This window comes from Arcanobacterium urinimassiliense, assembly GCF_900119495.1.
GTDB lineage: Bacteria > Actinomycetota > Actinomycetes > Actinomycetales > Actinomycetaceae > Arcanobacterium_A > Arcanobacterium_A urinimassiliense.
The window spans coordinates 1,126,781-1,150,597 of record NZ_LT632435.1; the positions used below are offsets into that span (position 1 = coordinate 1,126,781).

General features: G+C 47.6%; 23 protein-coding genes, 2 tRNA genes and 1 riboswitch. Of the genes, 10 read left to right on the top strand and 15 right to left on the bottom strand.

The window, feature by feature from the left end; genetic code table 11:
* Positions 1–229: 229 nt before the first annotated feature.
* The 4 genes from BQ7117_RS05120 to BQ7117_RS05135 all read right to left on the bottom strand — a co-directional run bounded on the left by BQ7117_RS05120 (position 230) and on the right by BQ7117_RS05135 (position 2,584).
* Positions 230–964 carry a zinc ribbon domain-containing protein gene (locus BQ7117_RS05120; protein WP_073996497.1) on the bottom strand — a complete coding sequence of 245 codons (735 nt, stop codon included), beginning with the start codon at positions 962–964 and terminating at the stop codon, positions 230–232.
* Between the two features lie 26 nt (positions 965–990).
* A complete protein-coding gene (locus BQ7117_RS05125) occupies positions 991–1,788 on the bottom strand; it encodes a Nif3-like dinuclear metal center hexameric protein (protein WP_073996498.1) in 798 nt (265 codons plus the stop codon).
* An 81-nt stretch (positions 1,789–1,869) separates the two neighbouring features.
* Positions 1,870–1,942 (bottom strand) — tRNA-Val (locus BQ7117_RS05130).
* A 231-nt stretch (positions 1,943–2,173) separates the two neighbouring features.
* Positions 2,174–2,584 (bottom strand): DUF3052 family protein, encoded by a 411-nt coding sequence (locus tag BQ7117_RS05135; RefSeq protein ID WP_084789921.1) that lies wholly within the window; start codon positions 2,582–2,584, stop codon positions 2,174–2,176.
* Between the two features lie 232 nt (positions 2,585–2,816).
* Here BQ7117_RS05135 and aceE point away from each other — a divergent pair, with 232 nt between their 5' ends.
* Genes aceE through BQ7117_RS05150 form a run of 3 tightly spaced genes read left to right on the top strand, consistent with a single transcriptional unit; the run spans position 2,817 to position 9,158 of the window.
* Complete coding sequence (aceE, locus tag BQ7117_RS05140; RefSeq protein ID WP_073996499.1) at positions 2,817–5,525, top strand: pyruvate dehydrogenase (acetyl-transferring), homodimeric type; 2,709 nt, start codon at positions 2,817–2,819, stop codon at positions 5,523–5,525.
* Positions 5,526–5,569: 44 nt separating this feature from the next.
* Positions 5,570–7,363 carry an ABC transporter ATP-binding protein gene (locus BQ7117_RS05145; RefSeq protein ID WP_073996500.1) on the top strand — a complete coding sequence of 598 codons (1,794 nt, stop codon included), beginning with the start codon at positions 5,570–5,572 and terminating at the stop codon, positions 7,361–7,363.
* Complete coding sequence (locus BQ7117_RS05150; RefSeq protein WP_073996501.1) at positions 7,356–9,158, top strand: ABC transporter ATP-binding protein; 1,803 nt, start codon at positions 7,356–7,358, stop codon at positions 9,156–9,158. The genes BQ7117_RS05145 and BQ7117_RS05150 overlap by 8 nt, the downstream gene beginning before the upstream one ends.
* Here BQ7117_RS05150 and BQ7117_RS05155 read toward each other — a convergent pair.
* Positions 9,144–9,815: an HAD hydrolase-like protein gene (locus BQ7117_RS05155; protein ID WP_073996502.1), complete on the bottom strand. Its 672-nt coding sequence runs from the start codon at positions 9,813–9,815 to the stop codon at positions 9,144–9,146. The two genes, BQ7117_RS05150 and BQ7117_RS05155, sit on opposite strands and share 15 nt — an antisense overlap.
* Positions 9,816–9,953: 138 nt before the next feature.
* Positions 9,954–10,574 carry an L-threonylcarbamoyladenylate synthase gene (locus tag BQ7117_RS05160; RefSeq protein ID WP_073996503.1) on the bottom strand — a complete coding sequence of 207 codons (621 nt, stop codon included), beginning with the start codon at positions 10,572–10,574 and terminating at the stop codon, positions 9,954–9,956.
* A 95-nt stretch (positions 10,575–10,669) separates the two neighbouring features.
* On the opposite strand from BQ7117_RS05160, the gene BQ7117_RS05165 reads away from it, so the two are divergent.
* Positions 10,670–11,170 (top strand): hypothetical protein, encoded by a 501-nt coding sequence (locus BQ7117_RS05165; RefSeq protein WP_073996504.1) that lies wholly within the window; start codon positions 10,670–10,672, stop codon positions 11,168–11,170.
* A gap of 106 nt (positions 11,171–11,276) precedes the next feature.
* Here BQ7117_RS05165 and BQ7117_RS05170 read toward each other — a convergent pair whose 3' ends face one another.
* From BQ7117_RS05170 to ribD, 9 genes are all read right to left on the bottom strand, one after another.
* Complete coding sequence (locus BQ7117_RS05170) at positions 11,277–11,783, bottom strand: DUF3145 domain-containing protein (protein WP_073996505.1); 507 nt, start codon at positions 11,781–11,783, stop codon at positions 11,277–11,279.
* 115 nt (positions 11,784–11,898) lie between these two features.
* A complete protein-coding gene (gene def / locus BQ7117_RS05175; protein ID WP_073996506.1) occupies positions 11,899–12,390 on the bottom strand; it encodes a peptide deformylase in 492 nt (163 codons plus the stop codon).
* 157 nt (positions 12,391–12,547) lie between these two features.
* Positions 12,548–12,622, bottom strand: a tRNA-Asn gene (locus BQ7117_RS05180).
* Positions 12,623–12,749: 127 nt separating this feature from the next.
* Positions 12,750–13,259, bottom strand: coding sequence for a hypothetical protein (locus tag BQ7117_RS05185; RefSeq protein ID WP_073996507.1), 510 nt, complete (start codon positions 13,257–13,259; stop codon positions 12,750–12,752).
* A complete protein-coding gene (locus BQ7117_RS05190) occupies positions 13,260–13,508 on the bottom strand; it encodes a hypothetical protein (protein ID WP_073996508.1) in 249 nt (82 codons plus the stop codon). It abuts the gene before it with no gap.
* A 355-nt stretch (positions 13,509–13,863) separates the two neighbouring features.
* Positions 13,864–14,328, bottom strand: coding sequence for a 6,7-dimethyl-8-ribityllumazine synthase (gene ribH, locus BQ7117_RS05195; RefSeq protein WP_073996509.1), 465 nt, complete (start codon positions 14,326–14,328; stop codon positions 13,864–13,866).
* A 50-nt stretch (positions 14,329–14,378) separates the two neighbouring features.
* Entirely contained in the window at positions 14,379–15,581 is a 1,203-nt protein-coding gene (locus BQ7117_RS05200; protein ID WP_073996510.1) for a bifunctional 3,4-dihydroxy-2-butanone-4-phosphate synthase/GTP cyclohydrolase II, read from the bottom strand.
* A 54-nt stretch (positions 15,582–15,635) separates the two neighbouring features.
* Positions 15,636–16,295 carry a riboflavin synthase gene (locus tag BQ7117_RS05205; RefSeq protein WP_073996511.1) on the bottom strand — a complete coding sequence of 220 codons (660 nt, stop codon included), beginning with the start codon at positions 16,293–16,295 and terminating at the stop codon, positions 15,636–15,638.
* Entirely contained in the window at positions 16,295–17,602 is a 1,308-nt protein-coding gene (gene ribD, locus BQ7117_RS05210) for a bifunctional diaminohydroxyphosphoribosylaminopyrimidine deaminase/5-amino-6-(5-phosphoribosylamino)uracil reductase RibD (protein WP_073996512.1), read from the bottom strand. The genes BQ7117_RS05205 and ribD overlap by 1 nt, the downstream gene beginning before the upstream one ends.
* A gap of 108 nt (positions 17,603–17,710) precedes the next feature.
* Positions 17,711–17,826, bottom strand: a riboswitch (FMN riboswitch).
* A gap of 348 nt (positions 17,827–18,174) precedes the next feature.
* Here ribD and purE point away from each other — a divergent pair.
* The 6 genes from purE (at position 18,175) to BQ7117_RS05245 (ending at position 23,811) form a co-directional block, all read left to right on the top strand.
* The gene (gene purE / locus BQ7117_RS05220; protein ID WP_073996514.1) at positions 18,175–18,672 is read left to right on the top strand and encodes a 5-(carboxyamino)imidazole ribonucleotide mutase; all 498 of its coding nucleotides are present in this window, start codon (positions 18,175–18,177) and stop codon (positions 18,670–18,672) included.
* Positions 18,673–18,766: 94 nt separating this feature from the next.
* Positions 18,767–19,456 carry a phosphoribosylaminoimidazolesuccinocarboxamide synthase gene (locus BQ7117_RS05225; protein WP_073996515.1) on the top strand — a complete coding sequence of 230 codons (690 nt, stop codon included), beginning with the start codon at positions 18,767–18,769 and terminating at the stop codon, positions 19,454–19,456.
* Positions 19,457–19,596: 140 nt separating this feature from the next.
* Complete coding sequence (locus BQ7117_RS05230) at positions 19,597–21,195, top strand: amidophosphoribosyltransferase (RefSeq protein WP_073996516.1); 1,599 nt, start codon at positions 19,597–19,599, stop codon at positions 21,193–21,195.
* A 33-nt stretch (positions 21,196–21,228) separates the two neighbouring features.
* Complete coding sequence (gene purM / locus BQ7117_RS05235; protein WP_073996517.1) at positions 21,229–22,275, top strand: phosphoribosylformylglycinamidine cyclo-ligase; 1,047 nt, start codon at positions 21,229–21,231, stop codon at positions 22,273–22,275.
* Between the two features lie 59 nt (positions 22,276–22,334).
* A complete protein-coding gene (gene purN, locus BQ7117_RS05240) occupies positions 22,335–23,057 on the top strand; it encodes a phosphoribosylglycinamide formyltransferase (protein ID WP_073996518.1) in 723 nt (240 codons plus the stop codon).
* Positions 23,058–23,112: 55 nt separating this feature from the next.
* Positions 23,113–23,811, top strand: a complete 699-nt coding sequence (locus BQ7117_RS05245) for an IMP cyclohydrolase (RefSeq protein WP_073996519.1) — start codon at positions 23,113–23,115, stop codon at positions 23,809–23,811.
* The last annotated feature ends 6 nt before the right edge of the window (positions 23,812–23,817 follow it).

The following is a 23,817-nucleotide window of genomic DNA, read 5'->3' on the forward strand; positions in this document are numbered from 1 at the left end:
CCTTGCGGCGGTTTATTTTCTGTGGCACTTTCCTGCGGGTCGCCCCGAGTGGGTGTTACCCACCGCCGTTCCCTGTGGAGCCCGGACGTTCCTCGAATATCTCTACTCGCGACCGCCTGAACAGCTCATTCCGTGGGTCTAGTCTACGCAGATTATTTTCTACTCGCTAGCGCTATGGAAAAATTTTGCGTCACTTATTTACTCGCAGCACCTATTACTGCGTCACTTATTAAGAATCTAGCACTACCACGATGCATTCATATTCTTCCGAGAGATATATTTCTTCCCGATTAGCAGCTCTTACGGCTGCTACTTCCATAGGTGAAAGCTGAATTCCCCCGGTAGAAGTGCCATCAGGATGCAATCCAATTACGCTCAATCCACCACTCGCTTGCGAACGCTGATAAGCTGCCTGCAAATCCGGAGCCAAAGGTTGATAGAGCGCGGCTCGTGCTTCTTCTATCTGTATTTTTTCAGTCTGTAATTCTTCAATAGCCGCCTGGAATTGTAATGCAATTCCTTGCCGCTTTTCCCTAGCTTCTTTAGCTGCATTGTCTAGCTCTTGCAACCGCAATTCTGCTGCGTCGATTTTTTCTAACACCGCCAGCGCTGCTGCTTCCTGCTTTTCTAAAAGCTCTTTACCTTGAGCTATCTCCGTCTGCAGCGCTACCAACATCCGCGAATCCATCCCGGCGCCACTGTGCAGCTTTTGCATTTTTTCTGCAATAAGTGCACTGCTCTGATTCGCCTTTTGCTCCCAGCTCTGCACTTCTTCCTCGGCCGCCCTAATCTCTTGACCAATAGCAGCTATCTGCGTGTCTATCTGCTCAATCTCTGCATCTACTGTAGCAAGCTGCGCCTTCCCCGGATGATTCTCCAGCTGCGTCTGTATTTTATTAATTTGCGCATCCAGTTGCGCCACTTCCATGAGTGCCAATTGGTCACGATGCGGGGCAAAAGCCATATCTCTCTCCTTCTAGATATTCTCTTTTAGATACGCATACTCCACGGATCGGTTTGCAATATCGATATATAGGTTTCTACCGCAAAATTTTCGGCAATCCGCTTTTGCAATGCCGGTAAAAGTGGCCATTCGGAAGCAAAATGAGTAAGGCCAATCAGCGGGCAACCTCCATCCCACAGATGATCAGTAGCTGGATGGTGGCGTAAATCAGCAGTAATATACACATCCGCTTCGCTCTCCCGCACAGCAGCAAGAAAAGAATCTCCGGAACCAGGAGAAAGCGCCACTCTTTTCACAATTCTTTCTGCGTCTCCGCCAATAGTTATCCCCGCCGGAGTGGGTGGAAGCAGCGCCTTTAATCTTTCCGCCACTTCTCGCACGCTCATGCTCATTGGCAGATCTCCTATTTTTCCCAGCCCGATTGCGGAATTTACATACGGAACTAGCGGGCGCTGATTTTGCAGCTCCAGTAAATTAGCGAGAGCAGTAGCCGATCCATCCGGCGCCGCATCCGCATTAGTATGCGCAGCAAAAAGCGCACAACCGCCACGAATCAATTGCGTCACCCACCGACCTTTCGCATTAGTGGCCGCCACGCTAGAGGTGCCGCGCAGATAAAGAGGATGATGGGTAATCAATAGCTGCGCTTGCTTATCGAGCGCTTCTTCGACTGTGCTTTGGCAGGGATCTACCGCAAAACCAATTTTAGTTATTTCAGCCTGCGGATCTCCTACTATTAGCCCTACTCGATCCCACTCTTCTGCCGTTTCCGGAGGGTAATACTTATCTAGCAGCGCTAAAATATTTTCTAATTTTTCTGCCATAGCTAAATTCTAGCAAGCTTTATTAAGGCTGGCATACTGCCAAGCAGGCATCCTACGAAAGCTGCCTATATAATCTCTCAGTGGACTCTACCGGACTCGAACCGATGACAACCTGGGTGTAAACCAGGTGCTCTACCAACTGAGCTAAGAGTCCGTAATGAATCTTAATCAGAATCTACCCACTGGCGCAAACTACCAGCTAAAAAAGTGACGTGCAGCGCAGTATACGGGCATAATTTTCTCTTTACGTATCTATTTCCGTAAATATACCTATGCAGCACGCGCGCCAAATATGGCGACTACCAGCGCAACCGCCCTAGTTTTACCCACTGAAATACTCTTTACCATTTACAGAGGCAAAGAAAACACTAAAATCCGCGCAATACTAAAATCCGCGCGCTGTAATATGAAATGCCGTCCAGCCACTGTGCAGACTAAAGGTGGTGGTAACCGACTGCCCCGCTAGTTTTGCTGCTTCGTCAATATCTGCCGCCGCCACCTGATAGGGGCTTTCGCGGTCGGGAACTACTAAAAATATACTGCCACTGCCCGATTCAAGTGAAGCAGCACCGTCCATTAAATAGTCTGCTAAGTCTTCTACATCACCGTCATCGGAGCGCCACCAAGCCAATACCACATCGGCTATTCCCCGATAATCTTCGTCTTCCAAGTTTTCGCCCGTTATCTCCTGAATGGAATCGCGAAATTGGAAATCGATATCATCGTCGTACCCAAATTCCTGGACTATATAGCCCTGCTTAAATTCTGCTTTTATACCGGTACTTTCGCCGGACACGGCAACCGCCTTTCAAGACGCTAGTTCTACTCCTCTAAGTTACCCCAGATTTAGCGTAAATGTCTTGTATTGACGAAAACCACTTTTATTTTCTTTTCCACTAGCACTGCCTGCGTCCACAGCGTTACCGTAAGCATAAAAACTAGGTCATTTGACCTATTTCAGGTAGATTAGTGCCGAGTGGATTTTTCATAAAATTTTTCCGCAGATATTTTCCATATAAGGAGCAGAAGTGAGCCAGATTCCTATTCGTCCCTTGATTAACGGGTTGCTAAGCCAAGTACCGGATGTAGATAAGGAAGAAACGCAGGAATGGTTAGATTCTTTAACGGCTCTTATTGATAGTCAAGGTAATCCGCGCGCCCGTTATATTTTAATGGCTTTGGAACGGAAAGCGCGGGAACGAGGTGTGCAGCTACCAGGAAATTTAGTGACTCCGTACGTAAACACTATTTCCGTAGACGATGAGCCTTTCTATCCGGGAGATGAAAAATTAGAACGAGAATACCGGCGCTGGATTCGTTGGAATGCAGCAGTACTGGTCACGCGTGCACAACGACCGGGAATAGCCGTAGGAGGCCATATTTCTTCTTTCGCTTCCCAAGCCACTCTCTACGAAGTGGGATATAACTGGTTTTTCCGTGGGAAAAATTCGCCAGGAGGCGGAGATCAGGTCTATTTCCAAGGCCACTCCTCCCCCGGTAATTACGCCCGCGCTTTCTTAGAAGATCGGCTCACTGTAGCTGATTTAGATTCTTTCCGCCAGCAGGCAGCTCCCCAACCGGGTGGGCGCGGCTTGCCATCTTATCCGCATCCGCGCCAACTTCCGGATTTTTGGGAGTTTCCTACCGTATCGCTGGGTCTTGGCCCCATTGGTGCTATTTATCAGGCGTGGTTTAACCGCTATTTACAAGAGCGGGGCATAAAAGATACATCGCAACAGCATGTATGGGCTTTTATGGGCGACGGCGAAATGGACGAAGTGGAGGCGCGCGGTCTTTTACACTTAGCGGCGGCGCAGAATCTGGACAATCTCACCTTTGTGGTCAATTGCAATTTGCAGCGGCTAGATGGGCCAGTGCGCGGAAATGGGCAGATCATTCAAGAACTGGAAGCCTCCTTTAAAGGAGCAGGCTGGAATGTAATTAAAGTGATTTGGGGGCGGGAATGGGATGAGCTGCTACATGCCGATAAAGACCGCGCCCTCGTAAATATCATGAATAATACGCTCGATGGCGATTATCAGACCTTTAAAGCTAATAACGGCGCTTATGTGCGCGAACATTTCTTTGGCCGCGATCCCCGCACTAAAGCGATGGTGGCGGATTGGTCAGATGAAAAAATCTGGTCACTTAAGCGCGGCGGGCATGATTACCGCAAAGTCTATGCAGCTTATAAGGCAGCTACGGAGCATAAAGATCAGCCGACAGTAGTGCTGGCCCACACTATTAAGGGCTATGCTTTAGGCTCTAATTTCGCTGGGCGCAATGCCACCCACCAGATGAAGAAATTAAATTCGGAAGATCTGAAATTACTGCGTGATACCTTGCACCTAGATTTTTCCGATAAAGAGCTGGCCGATCCGTATAATGCACCTTATTTCCGCCCAGATCCAGATTCCCCTGCTTTGCAATATATGCTCGAACGCCGGCAAAAACTCGGCGGCTTCCTTCCGGAACGCCGGGTGCTAAGCAATGGTATAAAATTGCCGGAAGAAAAAGTGTGGGACGTATTGAAATCTGGTTCCGGCAAACAAAAAATTGCCACTACCATGGCTTTTGTACGCCTTCTCAAAGATTTAATGCGAGATAAGGATTTCGGGCATCGAATTGTACCAATTGTGCCCGACGAGGCGCGTACCTTCGGTTTGGATGCTATCTTCCCGACGGCAAAGATTTTTAATGTGCACGGTCAGCACTATCATTCTGTAGATTCTGATCTATTGCTCTCCTATAAAGAATCTACCCGTGGCCAGATTTTACATACCGGAATTACCGAAGCTGGCTCCACTGCCGCTTTCACTGCTGCCGGCACCTCCTACGCTACGCACGCTGTGCCGATGATTCCGGTATATATTTTCTACTCTATGTTTGGTTTCCAGCGGACGGGAGATCAATTCTGGTTAGCAGCCGACCAGTTAGCACGCGGCTTCATTATCGGCGCTACTGCTGGGCGCACTACGCTCACCGGCGAAGGGCTCCAACACTTAGACGGTCAATCGCATGTATTGGCTTCCACTAATCCGGCAGTTGTGCAATATGATCCCGCCTACGCCTACGAAATTCGCCATATTATGCGTGACGGTATTGTGCGCATGTATGGAGATGGCAGTGACGGGCGCGATCAAGACGTCATGTACTATTTAACTCTCTACAATGAGCCACTTTCCCAGCCGGCCGAGCCAGAGAATGTAGACAAAGAGGGGATACTGCGCGGAATTCATCAAATTGCAGCACCGGCTAATAACGGAATGCCGCAAGTCCAGTTGCTCGCTTCCGGAGTAGGCGTACCTTGGGCCCTCGAGGCTAAAGATATGCTGGCACAAGATTGGGGGGTAGACGCCGGAGTTTGGTCAGTCACCTCTTGGTATGAATTGCGCCGCGATGGTTTAGCCACCGATGATTACAATTTATTGCACCCACAGGAAACCCCCCGTTCCGCTTATTTAACTACAAAATTAGCTGCTGCACAGGGGCCGTTTATTGCTTCCTCGGATTGGGAGAAGCAGGTACCAGACGCTATTCGCCCATGGGTACCTGGTGATTACTATGTACTAGGCGCCAATGGCTTTGGTCTTTCGGATACGCGCGCCGCCACGCGGCACCATTTCCGAATTGACGCTCCCGCTATGGTGCTGCGCAGCTTGCAGGCCTTGGCAGATAAAGGCGTTATCGAACGCGCCAAAGTAGCAGCGGCACTAGAGAAATATCAGATTTCTTAAGCGCTACTTTTGCTGCTTTCGCAATTTCCCGCCAGAATAAAAGAGTGACTCTTATTGACTTAGCAAAAAATTTTCTGCGTGCCCATAAATGGCAGGTGGTGGCACTCGTCCTCTGCCAAATTGGGCAAGTGCTGCTGAGTCTCTGGCTTCCAGCTATCAATGCCCGCATTATTGACGAAGGAATTATTCCGCAAAATACCTCGCTTATTTGGCAGCAGGGAATCATCATGCTGATCGTCTCCCTCCTCCAAATTTCTCTCTTGGCTACTGCGGCTTATTTAGCTTCGCGAATTGCCATGAGTTTTGGAAAAGACTTGCGCAGCCAGATATTTCGCAAAGTGCAAAATTTTTCTGAAATCGAGCGGCAAGAATTTGGCGCTCCTACTTTAATTACGCGCGCTACTAATGATGTGGTGCAGATACAGATGGTACTTTTATTCAGCTTCGTCATTATGATAATTGCGCCCATTATGGGAATAGGCGGAATAATAATGGCGCTGGCGCAAGATAGATATCTCTCCATCCTCTTGGTGATTATGGTGCCACTTTTAGCCCTAATAATTGGGGTAGTGATGGCAATGCTCATACCGCGCTACCAAATACAGCAAAAAAGAATTGACCGCATCAATACTTTGCTACGGGAACAACTAAGTGGAGTGCGCGTGATTCGCGCCTTTGGTCGAGAGGGCTATCTACAAGAAAAATTCGCCACGGCAAGTGGAAAATTACGCCAAGTTGGCCTGCAAATTGGCTGGCTCTGGGCTTTCCTTATTCCAAGTACTTCGCTAATAGTCGGATGGAGCAGCGCCGGGGTACTGTGGCTAGGGGCATCGCGTATCGCCGCTGGAAAAATGCAGATAGGGGCACTTACTGCATATATTACCTACTTACTTCTCATATTCTTTTCCATAATGGCGGCCGGAATGATGGCCATGGTGCTACCGCGCGGTGAAGTATCGGCTCGCCGAATAAAAGAGATACTGGAAATTCAACCGGCTATCGCTTCCCCGCTTCATCCGCAACCCCTGCCAGCCCAGCCACATTCGCTGCAGCTACGCAAAGTATCTCTGCAGTATCCGCAGGCAGAAGCAGCCGTATTGCAAAATATAGATTTTACAGTGCAACCAGGGAAGATTTACGGAATTATCGGTTCTACCGGAGCGGGAAAATCTTCTTTACTGCGGCTTCTCCCCCGCCTAATTGATCCCAGTGCCGGCGAGATCTATCTGGGGAATATTCCGCTCACGAAATTTGCTTTGCCGGAGCTACGGCAAAAAATAGCTTATGTACCCCAAAAAGCATTTCTTTTTTCTGGTTCGATTGCCAGCAATATAGCTGGATCACTACCCGGCAGCTCCGCAGCGGCACGCCAATATGCAGTATCTATTCCGCGCATTAAAAAAGCACTACATATAGCGGGGGCAGATTTCGTAGAAAAATTGCCCAATGGAATAGAGAGCAAAGTAGAGAGTAGCGGCAGTAATTTTTCTGGCGGGCAGCGCCAACGCCTGAGTATTGCTCGCGCCGTCTATCGCTGCCTATCTGATACGAATGGAGAAAACGCAGCCGATTTTCTGCTTTTGGATGATTCTTTTTCTGCTCTCGACTACGCCACAGAGGCGGCGATACGCAAAAATTTACGCCAAGAGTTGAGCCACATCGGCATAGTGATCGTGGCACAGCGCGTAGCGTCTATACAAGCAGCCCAAGAAATTATCGTCTTAGACTCCGGAAAAATTGCTGGGCGCGGAACTCACGCAGAGTTACTAGCTACCTGCCGTATTTATCAAGAAATTGTCGATTCTCAAGGCGCCGCAGCGGAGGAAGATAATGAGTAAAGCTACACCCGCTAATCCCGCTGCGGTGGCAAAAAATAGCCGCTACGCGCTGCGCCGTATTTTACATTTAGTTTTTTCGGAGCGCCGGCGCCTATTTGCAATCCTCTTCTTATTACTTCTCGCTACGAGTGCCAACGTGATAGCCCCGAAGCTACTCGGAGATGGCACCAATATAATAGTGGCTGGCATCCAGAGCCCAAATGGAATAGATTTTTCGGCACTTTCCTGTATTTTAATTACGGTATTGATTTGTTATAGCGTCTTCGCACTTATGAACTTTTTAGGTGGAGTCCTAATCCGAATTGTGGTGCAGAATATCGCCTATCGGCTGCGGGAAAAAGCGCAGACAAAAATTGCCCGACTCTCGCTTTCGGTGCTCGATAGTCAAAAGAAAGGCGATCTACTTTCGCGCGTAACTAACGATATAGATAACCTTCATCAGAGTCTGATGCAGACTCTCAACAGCATTATTAGCGCTTTCTATACCATATTGGGAATTACCGCCCTCATGTTCTGGATTTCTTGGCGACTCACCCTAATCTCCCTGCTACTTTTCCCAATCGGAATTTTTCTTATCGGGAAAGTCTTAGGCCGTTCGCGCCCCCAGTTTCATCGGCAATGGGAATTAACCGGAAAAGTTTCCAGCATTATTGAAGAATCTTTTACCGGGCAAGAAATAATAAGCGCTTTCACTATGGAAGATGAATGTGACGAGATCTTTACCCAAGCGAACGAAGAACTCTTTCAAGCAAGTTTTCGCGGGCAATTTCTCTCGCAACTTCCCTATCCCATAATGAGTTTTATTTCTAATTTAAGTTTCGTAGTAGTGGCCATTTACGGCGGTTTACAAGTGATTTCGGGCGCACTCACTATTGGCGGAATGCAGGCTTTTATGCAATACTCCCGCCAACTCAATCATCCGATTTCTTCAATCGCACAAGTGGCAAATTTACTGCAATCAGGAGCTGCTTCCGGCGAAAGAATATTCGATTTCCTTGATCTCCCCGAAATGCCAACCGAGAGGCTTCCGCGCTACCAAGATCTACTTCCACGTGTGGAGCAAAAAGGCCGCGTAGAATTTTCTCATCTCTGCTTCGGATATAATCCCGACATTCCAATAATTAAAAATTTCGATCTCCAAGTACCACCCGGGCAACAAATAGCTATTGTGGGGCCGACGGGCGCCGGAAAAACCACTCTCGTCAATCTATTGATGCGTTTTTACGAAAGCACCAGCGGCACTATCGCAATTGACGGCATACCGATAGAAAAAATCTCTCCCGAATCTCTGCGCGCCCAGATTGGAATGGTGCTGCAAGATACCTGGCTTTTCTCCGGCACTATTAGCGATAATATCGCCTTTGGAAATCCAAATGCCGATATATATCAAGTTGAAAAAACAGCAACCGAGCTGGGAATTGATCAACTTATTCGGCGTTTTCCCCACGGCTATTCCACTCTTATTGACGTCGAAGGAAGTGGAATTTCTGCCGGCGAAAAGCAACTTTTGACGATTGCGCGAGCTTATATAGCTGATCCAGCAATTTTAATTCTCGACGAAGCAACTTCGTCGGTGGATACTCGCACCGAGATGCTGATTCAACAGGCAATGAAAAGACTACGTAAAAATCGCACTTCTTTTGTAATCGCCCATCGCCTCTCTACAATTCGGGAGGCAGATCAAATAGTGGTGATGGAAGACGGAGAAATAGTAGAGCAGGGTAAGCATACCGAACTACTAGCCGCCCACGGTGCCTACTATCACCTTTATAAGGCACAATTAGGCGAGCAATAGCTTTTCTAGATCTAGTGCTGAATCTGCTAGCTGATAGGCTTGCTGATACTCCTCAGCCGGAGCTGCTCCCCAAGTAAGAAGAATAGTAGCTATATTATGAGTTTTTGCTCCGACGATATCGTAGATTCTATCTCCTACCATCACCACATCGGAACGATAATTTTCCACATCGCTAGGCTTATCTAGCTGCCCAGCTTCGTAAAATCCTTGTAAAGCTCTTCCAATAATTGTGGCTTTATCCGCTTTTTTATCTGCCAAATCTGCACCACAAATTTTTGTAAAGAAATGCGCAATATCTAATTCTGCGCAGATTTGCTGTGCTAAATCTTCTCGCTTCGAAGTGGCTATCGCCATGAAAATTCCGCTATTTTGCAGCTTTTTTAGCAACTCCCGCACCCCCGGAAAGAGTGGCGTCTGATTGATAGTTTGTGAATAGAGACGCCGATATTCTTCTACATAAGCGCTAGTTTCTGCCCCGGCCCCTAAATTCCGAAAAGTGGTAGAAAGCGGCGGACCTACGAATTGTTGCAAATCAGCAAGCGGAATATGCTTACCCGTCTTATTTATCATCGTCTGCTGAATTGCCTGCGTCACTAAAGGCGCTGAATCTATAAGGGTGCCGTCCAGATCAAAAATAACTGCGCGTAGCTGCGTCATACGCTAATACTCTCTTCCGTAAAATACACTATTTTCCTTATCAGTATATCGTGCAGAAGAAATTAATAAATTTTGGCATTAAGCCGGCAAAAGAGTGAAATTTTACGTACTCCTACCCAAAAATTTTCCCTACTTTCGCTAGAGAAAAGATGCCGTATCCCCTGCACCTTGCCGCACTACCTCAATTGCGCCGGTAGAAAGATCTAGCACCGTCGTCGCCCCTTTTTCACCCACGGGGCCTTCCACCACTAAATCAAGTGCATTTCCCAGCTGTTCATTTATTATCCACCCTTCAGTAAGTGGTTCAGTACTACCAGGAACTATAAGCGATGATGAATTTAAAGGCTCTCCCATTTCCGCCAAAATAGCTTGCATAATTTTATGCTGCGGAATCCGCACTCCTACTGTGGATTTCCGCGGATTTAAGCTCATACGCGGCACTGCTTTCGTGCCTTTAAGAATAAATGTATACGGCCCCGGAGTGAGCGATTTAATGAGCCGGAACGAAGCATTGTCGATTATTACCAGCTGCCCGAGTTGCGCAAAATCGTGGCAGAGCAAAGTAAAATCGTGCTTCTCTCCCACTTGCCGAATCGTGCGTATTCTTTCTAAGCCAGCTTTATTTCCCAAGGCACACACTATTGCATAACCAGAATCGGTAGGAAGAGCAGCCACTTCTCCGCGGCGTAACCGATCTACCACTTTTTTCACTAGCCGCTGTTGTGGATTATCGGGATGAATTTCTATATAGCCTGCCATAGTAATCTCCTGCCCGTAGTGCCAACTACTTTTCTATACTCTATATTCTAGCTATATACTGGCAATACGATAAGAGGCATTGGGAAAGGAAATTGATGCCTAGCATTTCATCTCTCCAACCGGATCAGCAGTTGGCTTTAGCCCAAATTCGCGTAGAGCTATCCCACATCGCTCCGGAAATTCCGGAAGTAGAAATTCTCCCAGATTCTGAGCTAGAAAAAGATCTTTGCCTCGATCTTCCTTCTCGCTGGGTACTAGCCACTGCCTTAGAGCGCCTCTGTAAAGTACAGCTAAAAGACGCCGACATTTCCCAGGCCGGCACCGTCGCCGATTTAATGAAACTCATTATCCAGGATTCTCCTACCTTTCCTGATTCCGCGGTAGTTTCGCCTAGTTCTACTGGAGGCTCAGCAAATTCCGGAGCAGGAAATACTAAATCAACGGCGAAAAATACTGCAACTGCCGCAGCTATATCCGCTACTTTATCTCCAGATACGAAAATATCCGCGGCAGATTCATCGCCTAATTCGCCAGCCACCGAAGCCGATGCCCTTGCCGCAGCTACCGCAGAGCTAGCTAATTTTTTCAATAGCTAGCACTGGCGTAATCAAAAAGCGCATGTAAGTTCTCCATATACCCAAAACGCGCACAAAATTTCTCCGTATGTGAAAAGTACCAGACGCCCGCAAAGACGCTATTTTCCTAACCGACACGATGCAACCAGCGTACTGGCGCTCCGGCACCTGCATAGCGGAATACTTCTAATTCATCATCCCAGGCCTGCCCCAAGGCCACATCGAGGAGCCGCCGCAATTCGTTCGCATCCCCTGCCGACTGCTCAATAGCTGCCCGAATACGATTTTCGGGCACTACCACATTTCCTACTAAATCAGTCTGAGCGTAAAAAATACCTAATCCGGGGGTGCAAGACCAGCGCCCACCGTCAGAGATTGGAGTAGCTTCTTCGGTGATCTCAAAACGCAGATGCTCCCAGCCTCCTAAGGCCGAAGCTAAAATAGCGCCGGTACCAGCTTCACCTGTCCAAGATAATTCTCCCCGATTCATATTTGGGAGGGCAGGCTGTTTCGTCCACTCAATATAGACTTGGTATCCGAGCACACTAGTAATAGCCCACTCTACGTGCGGTTGCACAGCGGGCGGAACCGAATGAATAAATATGACACCACGGGTGGTGTATTTTTTGCTCACCGTGACCTCCTGCGTTTGGGTGAAATTCCCCTTAACACCTAAACCGGGTCACTTGATTTTAGAATATCGGCAATTAGCAAAAAAATCTATTCGCCACACCCTTTTATATGCCGCTTTATATGCCGCGCTCACTCATCTCTTTTAAGGCAGCTTTTCGATATTTGCGCTGTAATCTATCGATGTAAATATGACCATCGAGATGGTCCACTTCATGCTGAATAAGCCGTGCCCAGATTTCCTCCCCCTCTAGCACCACTTTTTCACCATTAAGATCAATTCCCTCTGCCTTGGCATACCAGGCTCGTTCGCAGGGATACCATAAACCGGGTACGGAAAGGCATCCTTCTTCCCCATCTTGATATTCCTCTTCCGAAAGTTCCACTATCACCGGATTTAGAATATAACCACGCTTTCCTTCGATATTCCACGAAAAAGCCCGATAGGTCTGCCCAATCTGGTTCGCCGCTAAACCAGCTCGACCATCCTCATTCACCGTCTCTAAAAGATCTTCTACCAGCTGGTGAATTCCAGGAGTTATTTCTTCAATAGGGCTGCACACCGTGCGTAGTACCGGATCGCCAATTACGCGGATATCTCTATAAGTCATAGCTATATTCTACGGGATTTTTAAAAATATTATTTTTCAAGCCACTTTTAGCGACGAATTAGTTTTAGCCGAATAATTTTAAAACTAGGCGCTGCCTAGAATCAGAATAATTTTCGAATCAAAATAATTTGCAAACTATGCGCTATCTAAAAACTAATGGCTCCTGCGGTTGGATTCGAACCAACGACCGCCCGATTAACAGTCGGGAGCTCTGCCGCTGAGCTACGCAGGATTGGAACTCATTTAGGATACCAAATTTTTGCCGGTAGGCAAATTCTTAACCGCAGCTTAGGTAGACTGTGCTAATCAACACAGGTAAATCTAGGGAAGAATACGGCAGAAAATCTACCTACCACTACCTACTCCACCCCGTTTAGACCTGCCGCGTCCCGTAAATCTGCTTCTAAATTCCACAAAACTTCTTGATCTTCGGGAGCAGGAGCCGCATCAGCAATTATTTGGGTAAAAAGCGATTCATCTGCATTGCGCCGCACTTGCCCGCGCGCAATTCCTCCACTCGGCAATTCAGTAAACTGCTGGAAAACAACTGAGCGATCAATGCGCTCCCGAATCATTAAAATAAGGGTTTCGTCATAGTCAGCAGGAAATTGAAATATAAGCGCCTCTAGCTTTGGATTCACAAAAGTGAGAGTGAGGGTGCGCGATTCACTATCCCAAGTTCCCCGCAAGAAATCAGCCCACTCAATAAAGTCACATACCTCGGCGCCAATAATTCCCAATTTTTGCGGCCAAGCGGCAAGCCAGAGCTCGGTATCAGCGGCAGTTTCGAGCACTGAAGCAGCGAGCGGCGGCTGGGTGGCAGCAGCATAGATAAAATCCGGTAAAGACGCTCTGCGGCGATTAAACATCTACATCCTTTCCATTCCGGCAGATATTCCTAGATAAGAGAAATCCGAATCCCATACTACTACTGCAGATGCGTGAGGTTCTTTTTCCGCTTGCACCGCCCGGCCGGCAAAAAACCCTAAAGTCATTAGTATTGCTCCTAGCCCACAACCGACTATAAGCGCTTTCCGGCGCGATTTTCGCCGGAGTTCCACCCATTCAGTATCGGAGATTTCGGGCGCAACCTCCGGCATTTCTGCCTTATCTGCCATATCCTTTACTTCTTTCCCTTATTTTGGAGATATCACAGTACCCCCGGGATACCACAATATTCCAACTGCACTACTTACTTTGCGCACCGCACGCTATTTCCGTACCTTATAAAGTGCAGGCTATTTTCGTACCTTATAAAGCAATTATCTAAATTGCCAAGCTAATTTCTAAAAACCATACTTTTAGGAAAATAAAGTGCGGAGAATCCAAAGACCTCGGTAAGACCTCCCCTTTTATCTTAATATTTCACCTCTCCGGTAGGTGAAATCCGCTTCTTTGGATTCTCCGCGTATGCTTACTATAGCAAGCAAAACTCGCAAATAAAGCAGTTTTCCACAGAAATTTTTTGCAAATTTAGGCGAATTTCGCGCAGATATTCACCATCTCGATAGCTCCTAAAGCGGCGTCATATCCCTTATTCCCTGCCTTAGTGCCAGCTCGCTCGATAGCTTGCGTAATTGTATCGGTAGTGACCACCCCGAACATCACTGGAATGCCCGATTCCATACTCACTTGCGCAATTCCCTTTGCCGCCTCATTGCATACGTAATCATAATGCGAAGTGCTGCCCCGAATCACCGCTCCGAGGCAAATTACTGCATCATACTTACCGCTTTCCGCCATCTTTTTCGCCAGCAAAGGAATCTCAAAAGCTCCTGGCACCCAGGCAATCTCCACATCCGCTTCTGCCACCCCATGCCGGCGTAATCCGTCAAGCGCTCCTTCTAAAAGCCGAGCAGTAATAAAATCATTAAATCGAGAGACGACGATGCCAAATTTCTTTCCACTCGCCGTATAGTCTCCTTCGTATACCTGCATAATTTTCCTTTCCACTTTATTTATAAGCAATTTCTTTATAAACAGATATCTTATAGAGCATCGAGAATATGCCCCATTTTTTCTTTCTTAGTACGAAGATAATTTTCATCTGCACTGGTAGGCGGAATTTCAATAGGTACCCGCTCCACAATGTCCATACCGAATTCTTGGAGCTGGTATACCTTATCGGGATTATTGGTAAGTAAACGCAAAGTTTTAATCCCTAAATCTTGCAAAATTTGTGCTCCGATATAGTATTCTCGGGCATCTCCCGGCAGTCCGAGTGCCAAATTAGCTTCTAAGGTATCCATGCCTTCTTCTTGCAACTTATAGGCGCGCAGTTTATTAATTAAACCAATTCCGCGCCCTTCTTGATGCATATAAAGCAAGACTCCCCGGCCGGCCGTTTCAATAGCGCGCAAAGCACTGTGCAACTGTTCTCCACAATCGCAGCGCAAAGAAGAGAAAGTATCGCCAGTTAGGCACTCAGAATGAACTCTGCACAGCACCTCTTCCCCACTACTAATATCTCCTTTTACTAGCGCAATATGGTTTTCTTGATGTAAATGATCAATATAGCCATAGGCAGTAAAATCTCCATACGCAGTCGGTAGATGTACTCCCTCTATCCGCTCCACAAATTTTTCGTGGGTCTTTCGATAATGCTGTAAATCGGCAATGCTAATAATCGGAATTTGCATCTTTTCCGCCAAAGCGTGCAATTCACTCCGCGGCATCATATCGCCATCTGCGCCGATTATTTCGCAGCAAAGCCCCACTTCTTTACAACCCGCCAAGCGCAGCAAATCCACGGTAGCTTCGGTGTGACCATTGCGTTCTAGTACCCCATTTTTCTTAGCTACCAGGGGAAACATATGCCCTGGCCGGCGAAAATCTTCCGGACGCGCCGTTTCCGCTACAAATTCTTGCGCCGTCACCGCTCGTTCTCGGCAGGAAATACCGGTACGGGTAGATACATGATCAATCGAAATAGTAAAAGCAGTGCTGTGATTATCAGTATTGTGCTCCACCATCTGCGGTATCTGCAGTTTTTGCGCATACTTTTCACTAATTGGCATACAGAGCAACCCTTTGCCAATAGTCACCATTTCATTAAGCAATTCATTAGTAGCGTACTGCGCAGCAGCGATGAAATCTCCTTCGTTTTCTCGCTCTTGATCATCCACCATAATGATGAGCCCACCGGCAGCTAGCTGCGTTAAGGCTGATTCTATCGAAGCAAATTTTTCCATCCCTATATCCCTTTTGTTCTATTTCCGAAGTCGAAATAATTCCTGGTAATTCCCTTAAAATCCATTTTTTGCTAAAAATTCCGCATCTATTTCCTCATCCACCTGCGAGTGCGCAGTATCGATAGACGTAGCGTGCAGCATTTTTTCCACGTATTTTCCTAGCACATCGCATTCCACATTCACCCCTCCGCCTAACGGCACTTCCGGCAGATTAGTATGCGCCAAGGTATGCGGTATTACGGCGACGGAGAAAGTACTCTCATCTACTGCACTCACCGTGAGGCTAATTCCGTTGAGAGCAATTGAACCTTTTTCCACTATGTAGCGCAGCAACTGCGGCGCAGCAGCGAATTTATAAATCTGCGCAATTCCATCAACTTGCCGCGAAAGCAGCTGCGCTACCCCATCTACATGCCCTAATACAATATGCCCATCAAAACGGCCATTAGCTAGGAGCGGACGCTCTAAATTCACTTTATTGCCAATACGTAGATCCCCTAAATTAGAACGCTGCAGACTCTCGTGCATCACATCGCAAGTAAAACCACCACTCGGCAAAGAGGTAGCCGTGAGGCAGACGCCGTTTACCGCTATAGAATCACCAATTTTTAAGCCTGCCCCTATTTCGCGGCAGCTGATTAAGAAACGCCGCGCGTTCGCGCCTTCTTCTAACTCGCGAATTTCACCTATTTCCGAAATAATTCCCGTAAACATTAGGGCCTCTTTTCTTCGTTATTAGACGTTACAGAGCTATTGAGAAAAAATAGCGAATCAGCAGCATTTTCGGCCGCCGGGGCGCCGGCAGCTGAGCTCGGTATTTCTCCGGTGAGAAGTAAATCTTTCCCCAATTTCCGACTTTCCAAGTTCTGCAATTTCCAACTCTCCGCAAGTATCGGGAATCCCGCTCCTTCTACCGGAGTCAAAGCTGCAGCTCCACCAATAATCACCGGAGCAATAAATGCATAAACCTTATTTACTAAACCACTTTCTATAAAAGACCAGTGCACACGGCCGCCGCCTTCTACAAAAACTGAATCAATTTTTTGGGCGGCTAGTTTCTTCAATAAGGGGGCAATAGCTATTTGCCCATCCACCAACTCCGTCTGCAGAATCTGCACCCCTTTTGCTTCTAAGAGCTGCGCTTTTTCTGCGCGTGCCGCCTGATTTGTACTAGTAGACTGAACTGCACTAGCGCCCTGAGCTACCTTAGAGAGCGACGCCGCAGATTTCTCAGCAAAGGGCAAAAGAAAATCAGTGGCAATAATAGTGGGAATTTCGCCAGCAGTTTCCACTAGCTTAGCTTGCGGAGAAATGCGTAACTGTGAATCTAATACAATGCGCACCGGCTGATTAGCACCGCTAAAACGCGCAGTTAAGAGCGGATCATCAGCTTGCGCAGTACCTCTCCCAATTAGCACCGCTTTATACTTGTGCCGCAGCCGATGACCATAACTACGGGCTTCAGCTCCGGTAATCCATTGCGAATCACCGCGGCAAGTTGCGATTTTCCCATCTAAGCTCATCGCATATTTAAGCGCCACATAGGGAAGACCTGTGGTGATGTAATGAAAAAATATCGGATTGAGCTTATCGCATTCGCCGCGCAGAAAATCAGCTGTAACCGCAATTCCAGCTGCAGCTAATTCAGCTTGCCCTTTTCCGGAGACGAGCGGATTCGGATCGCGGGAGCCGATTACCACCCGCGTAATTCCGGATTTTTTAATCGCTTCCGTGCAGGGCGGCTGCTGACCTTGATGGCAGCAAGGCTCCAAAGTGCAATACAAAGTAGCGCCCCGGGCATTTGCTCCGGCCGCAGCGATTGCACGCACCTCGGCGTGTTCTGCTCCGTATTTTTGATGACAAGCAGCCGCTAGCACTTGCCCATCTTTTACAATTACCGCTCCCACTAAGGGATTAGGAGATACGAACCCGGTACCTTCCCATGCAAGGCTTATGGCTTGGCGCATAAAGACAGCATCATTCCGTTGCTGAGCTGCTATCTGCGTAGAAGATATGCGCACCGGTTGCCTTTCTCGTATAAAAAATGCCCCAATCTTCGGGGCACTATTCAACGCCAGCACTTAGCTGACTCGGCAAGCCACAGCTCCACAGCTGCTTCGCTTTCAGAATTTCATCTTCTTTCATCCAGACTTTACGGTCGGCTTCGGAATCACACCGAATCATGCCTTGCGGCGCGTGGGCTATAACCACCGGTCGGGAATCGCACCCTGCCCTGAAGATTTTTATTCAGTACCTCAATTCTATACTGCTCAACCTCGGTATTCAACGTACAGATGGAAAATGCGCAGATAGAATCAGTAAAAAATCTCCGACTGCTACTTTTCCCCTCCATATCGCCCATCTAAATATCTTTTTCCAAATAATGAAACATAGATTGCCGTATTTGTATCAAAATATGAAATAGATAGCGTTGGCGTGGAATCTATAAAGCGCGCCAGCTATATTAAAAGATGTCAATACGGCTTTAGATTTTAAAGGATACTTTGGGCGCACAAACACCAAAGTTCCAGCTAGAGCTGCTGGCAGCTCTAAAAAGCACGTCTTTATTCCACGCCGAGACTTCGGAGGGCTCGTGAAAAAAATTGGCATCGTAATGGGGTCAGATTCTGACCTCCCAGTTATCGAAAAAGCAATCAAATATTTGCAGGAAGTAGGTGCCGATTTTACAGTCAATGTATATTCCGCACATCGCACTCCTGATGAAGCAATAGCTTTCGCGCGCAATGCAAAAAATAATGGCTACGGGGTACTTATTGGTGCGGCAGGTATGGCCGCCCATCTCGCCGGCGTCCTCGCTGCCAATACCACCCTGCCGGTGATTGGCATTCCCTGTAAAGCAAAAGCTCTGGAAGGAATGGACGCTCTCTTGGCCACGGTAATGATGCCTCCAGGAATACCGGTGGCCACGGTAGGCATAGACGGCGCCAAAAATGCCGCTATTCTCGCTTGTGAAATTATTGCTCTTACCGATCCGGATTTAGCGGCGCGTTTAGAAGAACAACGCCACGCCAATACGCAGGCGATTTTAGAAAAAAACGCCCAGATTAACGCCGAGTATTCCTCTCACTGACGATTCCGCTACTAGTAAATCTTTTTGCACCAAATTTTAACCACTTAGATCTTTAACCATCCCAAACACAAATCACTAACTCAAAGGAGTAAGTATGGAAAAGAAGCTCGTCTATAAAGGAAAGACCAAAGATCTCTTTGCTCTTCCGAATGGCAATTTCGAGCTGAAATTCAAGGACGACGTGACCGGAAAAGACGGTAAGTTCGATCCCGGGGAAAATCAGGTAGGGCTTTCCATCGCGGGGGTGGGAGATATTAACCTCAAGATGACCACCTACTTCTTCGAAATTTTAAAAGAAAAAGGCATCAAGACGCACTGGGTAGCTTCCGATATGGAAAACACCACCATGGAAGTACTCCCCTGTACCGTATTTGGTAAAGGGCTGGAAGTGATTTGCCGCTATAAAGCAGTCGGCTCTTTCTATCGGCGCTACGGCGAATACTGTGAACTGGGGCAGGATCTTCCCGCTTATGTGGAAATGACCTTTAAGAATGACGAAAAGGGAGATCCGCTAGTCACCAAAGACGCCCTCGTAGATTTAGGGGTAATGAGCGGTGAACAGTACGATGCCACTAAAGCAGCTACGCAGGAAATTACGGCCGTAGTAGCAGAAGAAATGACTAAGCGCGGCCTAGAACTCTACGATATTAAGTTCGAATTCGGCTACGATGCGGAGGGCGAAGTAATCCTGATTGATGAAATTGCCTCCGGAAATATGCGCGTATATCGCGACGGCGAGTATGTGGAACCACTAGAGCTAAATAAGCTCTTCTTCAATTTATAAAATTGCCTGCGGGAGGCCGGCACAGCTAGAGAGCGCGCGACCTCCCGCTCGCCAGCGCGCTTCTAAATAGAGCCGCCTGCCAAACCAAATATCGGAAATCTGCACGCATATGCGCAAAGATACAAACTGAAAGAATAGCTGTGGGTGGATTTTTTGCACTGACCTCTCGCCGGCAAATTAGCGAAGACATTTTTTTCGGCACTGATTACCATAGCCACTTAGGCAACTACCGCGCTGGGCTAGCTCTCTGGGATAAAGAGCTCGGTTTCCAACGGGAAATTCACAGCATTCAAAAAGATTCTTTCCGTTCCCGTTTCTCCGATTTTCTTTCTGAAGCACGCGGTACTGCTGGCATTGGCTGTATTGCTGACGACGCCCCTTCGCCCCTCATTATTTCTTCTCACCTTGGGGTATACGCTATTTGTTTCGTCGGAGTAGTCAATAACCTCTGTGAACTGCGCGATGAGCTTCTGAATAGTAAAAGCATTCATTTTAATGCTCAAAGTGCAGCGCGCATCAACCCAACTGAGCTCATAGCAGCACTTATAAATACGCAGACAGATTTCGCCGCCGGAATAAAGTATGCCCAAGAACGTATTATTGGTACCTGTAATTTGGTGCTAATGCAGGAAGATGGCACCCTAATCGCCGCCCGCGATCGCTTGGGGCGGTTGCCGATAATTATTGGTAAAGACGAAGATGGCTATGCCCTCTCGGTGGAGTCTTTTGCTTTTGAAAAACTCAGTTACACCTACTGTTATGAACTGGGGCCGGCGGAAATTGTAGAGATTCACCCTAGAGAAATTCGCCAATTAGCTCCTCCGGGCAACGAAATGAAGATGTGCGCCTTTATGTGGAATTACTACGGCTACCCCACCTCTACTTATGAAGGGGTAAATGTGGAAATCATGCGCAATCGGAACGGCGAGATCATGGCAGCTAATGAAAAAGATCCAGCCTTTTTCCAAAAACTCGATTACGTATGCGGCGTCCCAGATTCCGGTACTCCCCATGCGCTCGGCTACTCTTTTGCCAGCGGGGTAAAATTTGCGCGCTGCTACATTAAGTACACCCCCACTTGGTCGCGTTCTTTTATGCCGCATCTGCAGGGTTCCCGCAATCGCATAGCAAAGATGAAACAGGTGCCGGTAAAAGAACTAATTGATGGAAAAGATATTCTTTTTGTAGATGACTCGATAGTGCGCGGCACGCAGCTGCGAGAAACGGTAGAGTTCTTAAAAGCTAATGGTGCGAAAGAAGTGCATATGCGCTCCGCCTGCCCGCCGATGATGTACTCTTGCCCGTTCTTAAATTTCTCTTCTTCTACTTCCCAGATGGAGCTAATTACTCGGCGCATCATTATGGAATGTGAAGGCGAAGCCGGCTTTTCCCATATTGATGAATACGCCGATACTCATACGGAGCGTGGGCAAAAACTGCGAAAAATTCTGGCGGAGCGTTTCAATTTTGCCACCCTCGAGTTTCAGTCTCTAGAGGGCATTATTAAAGCAATCGGCATAGATCGCAGTAAACTCTGCACCTACTGTTGGAGTGGCAATAAAGCCGATTTTGGAAGTAGCTATAAAGCAAATCCCGCAATAACGAACCCAGAGCAGCCAGCGCAATCCGAAAATCCAACGCAACCAACCAATCCGGAGCAATCATCACAAAAAGAAAATTCCGGCATTGACCCTTGCCTTAAGCAAAACTCACAGCCCAACCCAGACCTAAAAAATTAAGTAATAAATACCTACGAACAGAGTGGAAAGAAAATGCGTGATTCTCAGTCACAGAGCTACAAAGAGGCCGGCGTTGATATTGAAGCAGGCTACGAAGCAGTAGAACGAATCAAGAAGCACATTAAGACTACCCTGCCCGGAGGGATGTCTTTTGACAGCACTGGTTTCGGCGGCATGCTTCCCTTGGCCGTAGCGGGAATGCGCCAACCTTATATTATTTCCGCGACTGACGGAGTGGGGACGAAACTGAAGCTTGCTTTTTTAATGGATAAGCACGATACGGTAGGTATTGATTGTGTGGCAATGTGCGTAAATGATGTACTCTGCGCCGGCGCACTTCCCATCAATTTTCTCGACTATATCGCTTGTGGTAAGAATTTTCCGGAAAAAATAGAAGCTATTGTACAGGGAGTAAGCGAGGGATGCCGGCAAGCGAATATTCCACTCGTAGGCGGGGAAACTGCTGAGATGCCGGGCTTCTACCCAGAAGACGAATATGATTTAGCCGGATTTTGCAACGGCATAGTAGATTTACCAGACGTATTAGATAAAAATACGGTAAATAGCGGCGATGTACTGATCGGCATTGCCAGCTCTGGGGTGCATTCCAACGGTTTTTCTCTGGTGCGGAAAATTTTCGATATCACTACCCGCACTGGGCTCGAACAGCATTTTCCCGAGTTAGGAGAGCTAAATCTCGGTGAAGTACTACTAGAGCCCACAAAAATTTATGTGCAAGCAGTTGGGGCGCTTCTCCAGTGCAAGCTAGTGAAATCCCTAGCTCATATCACGGGCGGCGGTTTCTATGAAAATATCCCTCGCTCCCTGCCGAGTGGCCACGGAGTCGTGATAGATAAGAGCGCTTGGGAAATACTGCCAATTTTCCGGCTAATTCAGCGTATTGGCAATATCTCCGCACACGATATGTTTAACACTTTCAATATGGGAATCGGAATGACGGCCATAGTTGCTCCCGAAAATGCCGATACGGTAATAGAGATTTTGGCGGAGCACGGAGAAAAAGCCTTTAAAATCGGTCAAGTAGTGAAATCTTCCCAGCTAATAACTTTTACGGAGTAGGCACTTAATTAGCAAAGTAGGTATCTGGTTGAGTAATAGAGTGGTAGCAGGTTAGAGATATGGAAGTAACGAGCGAGCGGCAGGAAACGAAGAAAAAAGCGCGCGTAGCGGTGCTTATTTCCGGCGGCGGCACCAATCTGCAAGCCATCATAGATGGCGTAGAATCTGGCGCGCTTCCCCATGTAGAGATAGCTCTAGTGGTGAGCAATAAGGCAACAGCCTACGGTCTAAAACGCGCCCAAGCAGCTGGAATTCCTAGCGCCGTAATAGCCAGCCCCACATATAGCACCAAAGCAAGCCAGGAAGCTGCTCTGCTCCAGATTCTGCGCGCGCAAAATATCGATCTAGTAGCACTGGCCGGATTTTTATCTATCCTCAGCGCCGATTTTATCGCCCACTGCCCCGCCCCGATTGTAAATATCCACCCCTCCCTTATACCCGCTTTTTCTGGCCCTGGATTTTACGGCCGGCGAGTGCACGAAGCCGCCCTGGCAGCAGGGGTGAAAGTATCGGGCGCTACCGTACACCTGGTAAATGAAGTTTGCGACGGCGGGCAGATTCTCGCGCAAGAAACGGTGCGCGTACAGGAATCTGATACTCCCGATACCTTACAGCAAAGAATCCTCCACGAAGTCGAACACGTAATTTTTCCGCGCGTTATCGAGCAACTCAGTAAAGAGATTACTGGCCAAAGTTCGCCTCATTTCTTAGCGCCTAGCACCTCCACGTCTAGCTCTTCTTCCTCCAGCACTTCTAGTCCTTCCAGTTCCTCCCCGAATTAACCGTATTTCACTAAGCAACAAACCAGCCCAAACACCTAGAAAAGAAAGAAAGAATATGGCTCTGCAGCAACTTACGGAATATCTTGGCGCAAAATCTTATCCCGGGCGCACCTTGGCAATAGCCAGCGATCCGACCGGCAGCAGCGCCACAATTATTTACTTCATTATGGGGCGCTCTGCCAATAGTCAGAACCGTATTTTTGTGCAAGAGGGAGAGAGCGTGGCTACGCAGGCTTTCGATGAATCGAAAGTCGAAGATCCACGGCTAATTATCTATCCGGTCTATAAACGCTACGGAAATACTCATATCGTCACCAATGGTGATCAGACTGCTACTATCTACCAGGCTCTTCATTCTGGTATTGCCCCTGCCGAGGCCTTATTGCAGCGCGAATGTGAACCAGATGCACCTAATTTTACTCCCCGTATTTCTTTAACTACTGACCCCCAGGGATACGGATTAAATATCATTAAGGCTGCCACCAAAGCTGGGGAAAAATCCTTACATTTCGATTATCGTTTTCCCTATTTGCCTGGTCTTGGCCACTGTATCCACACATATATCGACGACGGCAATCCCCTGCCGAGCTTTTGCGGCGAACCAATCGCTTTCCCGTATACCGCTGACTTAGGAGAAAAAGTTTGGAAAGCCATTAATCCGAATTATCGAATATCGCTTCTGGAATGTGTATTAGACCTGCACACTTGGGAAATGCAAAGTATACGAATTTTTAACCGCCACACTGGAGATTAATACTTT

What these genes read in the sequence shown, in the direction of transcription:
- BQ7117_RS05150 (WP_073996501.1), top strand. Translation starts at nt 7,356, where the DNA reads ATGAGTAAAGCTACACCCGCTAATCCCGCTGCGGTGGCAAAAAATAGC.
- BQ7117_RS05185 (WP_073996507.1), bottom strand. Translation starts at nt 13,259, where the DNA reads ATGTTTAATCGCCGCAGAGCGTCTTTACCGGATTTTATCTATGCTGCT.
- BQ7117_RS05125 (WP_073996498.1), bottom strand. Translation starts at nt 1,788, where the DNA reads ATGGCAGAAAAATTAGAAAATATTTTAGCGCTGCTAGATAAGTATTAC.
- BQ7117_RS05120 (WP_073996497.1), bottom strand. Translation starts at nt 964, where the DNA reads ATGGCTTTTGCCCCGCATCGTGACCAATTGGCACTCATGGAAGTGGCG.
- BQ7117_RS05165 (WP_073996504.1), top strand. Translation starts at nt 10,670, where the DNA reads ATGCCTAGCATTTCATCTCTCCAACCGGATCAGCAGTTGGCTTTAGCC.
- BQ7117_RS05200 (WP_073996510.1), bottom strand. Translation starts at nt 15,581, where the DNA reads ATGGAAAAATTTGCTTCGATAGAATCAGCCTTAACGCAGCTAGCTGCC.
- BQ7117_RS05160 (WP_073996503.1), bottom strand. Translation starts at nt 10,574, where the DNA reads ATGGCAGGCTATATAGAAATTCATCCCGATAATCCACAACAGCGGCTA.
- BQ7117_RS05245 (WP_073996519.1), top strand. Translation starts at nt 23,113, where the DNA reads ATGGCTCTGCAGCAACTTACGGAATATCTTGGCGCAAAATCTTATCCC.
- ribH (WP_073996509.1), bottom strand. Translation starts at nt 14,328, where the DNA reads ATGCAGGTATACGAAGGAGACTATACGGCGAGTGGAAAGAAATTTGGC.
- BQ7117_RS05225 (WP_073996515.1), top strand. Translation starts at nt 18,767, where the DNA reads ATGGAAAAGAAGCTCGTCTATAAAGGAAAGACCAAAGATCTCTTTGCT.
- BQ7117_RS05190 (WP_073996508.1), bottom strand. Translation starts at nt 13,508, where the DNA reads ATGGCAGATAAGGCAGAAATGCCGGAGGTTGCGCCCGAAATCTCCGAT.
- BQ7117_RS05155 (WP_073996502.1), bottom strand. Translation starts at nt 9,815, where the DNA reads ATGACGCAGCTACGCGCAGTTATTTTTGATCTGGACGGCACCCTTATA.
- def (WP_073996506.1), bottom strand. Translation starts at nt 12,390, where the DNA reads ATGACTTATAGAGATATCCGCGTAATTGGCGATCCGGTACTACGCACG.
- purN (WP_073996518.1), top strand. Translation starts at nt 22,335, where the DNA reads ATGGAAGTAACGAGCGAGCGGCAGGAAACGAAGAAAAAAGCGCGCGTA.
- BQ7117_RS05205 (WP_073996511.1), bottom strand. Translation starts at nt 16,295, where the DNA reads ATGTTTACGGGAATTATTTCGGAAATAGGTGAAATTCGCGAGTTAGAA.
- purM (WP_073996517.1), top strand. Translation starts at nt 21,229, where the DNA reads ATGCGTGATTCTCAGTCACAGAGCTACAAAGAGGCCGGCGTTGATATT.